This window comes from Escherichia sp. KCJ4928 (assembly GCF_004352695.1).
GTDB lineage: Bacteria > Pseudomonadota > Gammaproteobacteria > Enterobacterales > Enterobacteriaceae > ECMA0423.
In genome coordinates this window covers 1-3,150 of sequence record NZ_SJWV01000299.1, presented here as the reverse complement: position 1 = coordinate 3,150, position 3,150 = coordinate 1, and the positions used below count along the sequence as shown (strand labels likewise).

The following is a 3,150-nucleotide window of genomic DNA, read 5'->3' as shown; positions in this document are numbered from 1 at the left end:
GTAACAGACTGTTTAACAATGAAAATATTAAAAAAAGAAAGGATCTGACACGAGGCATTTTAGCCAGAAAATGCCATTATCAGATCCTTTCTCATTTTTGTTCAATAATTGCGCGTCTGTTACTCGCCTTTCTTCTGTAGCAACTTTTCCGGTACGTTTCCGGTTGTTTCTTTCAAGTAATCAGCCAGTATCTGTGGGAGGTTGTCGGCAACTCTGGCACTGGCATTACAGGCTTTAACCACTTCCCTTTTAAGCCTGTCCAGCATGGCGGGGGTAATCTGTGGGAAGCTCCTTTGCATAGTAAGCGGGAGGCTGTCCATGATTGATGAAATCTGACTCGCCAGCTTTGAAAGCGCGTACAGGCAAAACTCAGTATCAATCACGTCACCGCGATCGCGATCGTTTTTAAGTTCCTGCGCCTCTGCCTGTGCTGTCAGTAATCTGATCCTGACTCGTAAAAGTTCATCATCGTCAATCTCGCCTTTGTCGTTTATAAGCTGGCTAATTGCATTGTTAACCCTATTTTCTATCACGCTGGCAACATCATAAAACGCCTCACGGCCTTTACGCTCAACGGGAGTTACTCCCCACTTGTCGAACGCTGTCGCACTTACACGGCAGCTTTTCGCCATGTTTTTTTTGTTCATCAGATGAGATTTCATTAATACACCAACTTAATTACTGCTTCAGGTTGGTGTATTGCTTGCATCTTTCCCTTTTCATTCATAAAGATAGATCAAACAACAAAACCACCACCACCACCCTGAAAAGGCTCATAAATAGCGAAAATCCGCGAGGTCGCCGCCCCGTAACGGGTCCATATGCCGGAAAGGACCCGTAAAAAAAGCCGGATTTCTCCGGCCTGTCTCAGATGGTTTTCAGTATGCGATCGATGTCGCCGTCATCGCCCGGGTTTCTGCCATCGTATGCCATGCCTGCTGATACGGCTTGCGGGCTGTGCATGTCCATAAAGTTTTCAAAGGCTGCGGTAAGCTCTGGTGCAACCTTCTGGCGTTCCTGCTCTATGGTCATGCTAAGGATGCTTTTAGCCGTACCAACATCGATACAAGGCACGTTTGCCATTGCACGTAGCAGCGGCTGATAGTCGCCAGATTCATCAAGTGCCATAATCGCATCAGCGCGCGGTTTGTCCTGCTCTTCCAGTCTGTTGAGTTGATATACGGCCTCGTAGGTTGATAAACCTCTGTCAGCCATTGCCCGCGCTTCTGCTTTAAATTTACTCGCCAGCGGTAGCGCCATGATGCTTTCATTCGTAGCCATCGTTCCCCCTGCTTATCGCGCCAGCGGCTGAACGGATACGCCAGAACCCGCAAAGGCGGCGCATTTTTTCGCGTCAGTGTCGGCGCTCTCAGGCCAGTTTACGGCGGCGATATTAAATATCCCCGTCTTGTAACACTGTGCTGATTTCTGCTTTGACGTGTCCACGGGGTACGAGGTCAGATAAACAGCCTTGCCAGATTCCTGACCATCCCACGGCTTAAACTCACCATTGTCCGCCAGCATCAGCGGGGTAAATTCCTGAATAACGCCAGCATCAGCGGCAAAATGTACCAGCGTCGTTGATACCTGCTGACTGCCAGCAAATAACTCAATGTATGGAGTGTCCATAGAATCCCCCGTTAACCAATTTTGACGGTAACAAATTTGCGAATATCTGCCGGAACCGGCTGCGGTGCGCTGTGCGTCTGCACGTACTCAATCGCCGGATCGCCGTCCTCAATCCAGTTTTTCGGGTAGTACATGTTTTGCGTTGCGCCTGTTCTTACAGCTTCCTGATCCATAATCGCACCATAGGCCACCAGCCCTTTATTGTTGGTGTTACCCAGGACCAGCAAATCAGGCTCAAGGAAATATTTTTCTGTGCCGTCGCTGTCGGCGTATTTGCCGGAATAGACGATAAGGGCAATATCGCCCAGATAGCCTTTAAAGCTCACTACTTCGCCCAGGTTTTTGCAGGCCAGTTCTGCGGCGGATTCTGAACCACGGGAAAGATCGTACAGTTCGCGGAATTTTTTAAAGCTGCGTAACGTGCGCCATACCTCAGCGCCCATAATCATGACGTTTGCGGGGCAATTGCCCTGATCCGCATAAAGCTCAATATCATAGATTGGATCGTGAGTTTCTTTGTCCTGCTCTGACCATTTACGGCCTTTGGCCTGCTCTATGATGTTTTTTTCCGGTATCTTCCAGTCGATTTCATAGCGCTCTATGCCTTCGCCCTCAATGATGTTTTTTCCGGTCGTTACCGCATTTACCGCCAGCCATTCCACGCGCGCTTTTATGGCGTTTACCTGGCGGCGCATATTGCCAGTAATCAGGCGCATACGGCGATAGGTAGGGTCGTTAAGCTGTGCCGGATCTTCTCCGGCCATGCGCATGATGGTTTTCGTTGGATCGATTTCGTGCTTCGGCTTCATGTATCCAGGTTTAATCGTGCTGGTTTCGTACCCTTTATCGCGCTGGACCTGACTACCCACCATAGGCGAACAAAACGCCGACATCGTAACCTCTTCAATGTCCAGGGTGTCCAGCATGATGTTTTGGGTGTTGAATGTCGCCACGTTCGGGAAAAACAGCGTGGTAAACAGCGGACTGAATTTAAATTCCGCAATATCCCCGCGATTCAGGTACGCGAAAAGCTGGTTAGTGTTAAGTGCCGTTGCTTTGCCTGCCATTATTCACCTCCATGCGTCTGATTCATGCCCAGCGCCGCGCGTAAATAGGCGCGTACCTGCCAGCCTGTTGACGGCTCAACCATCGCCAGCGGATCAAGTCCTGCCGCGATGCCTGCTTTTACGTTCTGCTGGTGGCGTTCCTTGAGCGCCTCCACGATGTCGGGGCTTATGTACACGGTCACCCCGCCTTTTTTCTCTTCTGCCATAGTCAGAAATTCCTCTTTGACTTAAAAAATCATAACTGGATGTTCATCCAGTTATGATTATAATCATGATTGCATTTTGTGCAATGATGTTGAGTTGTGTTGTAAATTATGAAATGATTATCCCGATCATGTGTGTCAGTGCACCAAAAAAACCTCATATGCAAAAGCCCGATAAGTTTCCTCTGAGCTTATCGGGCTTTTTTATCTGCCTGCAAAGATGTCGAACGAAAATTAACCACAATCATCAT

The 3,150-nt window shown here is 48.8% G+C and carries 5 protein-coding genes; all 5 read right to left on the bottom strand.

Annotated elements, in window-relative coordinates; all coding sequences use genetic code 11:
* Positions 1–119: 119 nt before the first annotated feature.
* Positions 120–662, bottom strand: a complete 543-nt coding sequence (locus E0D98_RS22780; RefSeq protein WP_000835281.1) for a terminase small subunit — start codon at positions 660–662, stop codon at positions 120–122.
* A gap of 205 nt (positions 663–867) precedes the next feature.
* Positions 868–1,281 (bottom strand): hypothetical protein, encoded by a 414-nt coding sequence (locus E0D98_RS22770; RefSeq protein WP_032308117.1) that lies wholly within the window; start codon positions 1,279–1,281, stop codon positions 868–870.
* Between the two features lie 12 nt (positions 1,282–1,293).
* The gene (locus E0D98_RS22765) at positions 1,294–1,629 is read right to left on the bottom strand and encodes a head decoration protein (RefSeq protein WP_000380882.1); all 336 of its coding nucleotides are present in this window, start codon (positions 1,627–1,629) and stop codon (positions 1,294–1,296) included.
* A gap of 11 nt (positions 1,630–1,640) precedes the next feature.
* The gene (locus E0D98_RS22760) at positions 1,641–2,696 is read right to left on the bottom strand and encodes a major capsid protein (RefSeq protein WP_032308116.1); all 1,056 of its coding nucleotides are present in this window, start codon (positions 2,694–2,696) and stop codon (positions 1,641–1,643) included.
* On the bottom strand, positions 2,696–2,902 hold the full coding sequence (locus E0D98_RS22755) for a hypothetical protein (protein WP_032308115.1): 207 nt from the start codon (positions 2,900–2,902) through the stop codon (positions 2,696–2,698). Before E0D98_RS22755 ends, E0D98_RS22760 begins: the two co-directional genes overlap by 1 nt.
* Positions 2,903–3,150: the final 248 nt, after the last annotated feature.

What these genes read in the sequence shown, in the direction of transcription:
- E0D98_RS22780 (WP_000835281.1), bottom strand. Translation starts at nt 662, where the DNA reads ATGAAATCTCATCTGATGAACAAAAAAAACATGGCGAAAAGCTGCCGT.
- E0D98_RS22760 (WP_032308116.1), bottom strand. Translation starts at nt 2,696, where the DNA reads ATGGCAGGCAAAGCAACGGCACTTAACACTAACCAGCTTTTCGCGTAC.
- E0D98_RS22755 (WP_032308115.1), bottom strand. Translation starts at nt 2,902, where the DNA reads ATGGCAGAAGAGAAAAAAGGCGGGGTGACCGTGTACATAAGCCCCGAC.
- E0D98_RS22765 (WP_000380882.1), bottom strand. Translation starts at nt 1,629, where the DNA reads ATGGACACTCCATACATTGAGTTATTTGCTGGCAGTCAGCAGGTATCA.
- E0D98_RS22770 (WP_032308117.1), bottom strand. Translation starts at nt 1,281, where the DNA reads ATGGCTACGAATGAAAGCATCATGGCGCTACCGCTGGCGAGTAAATTT.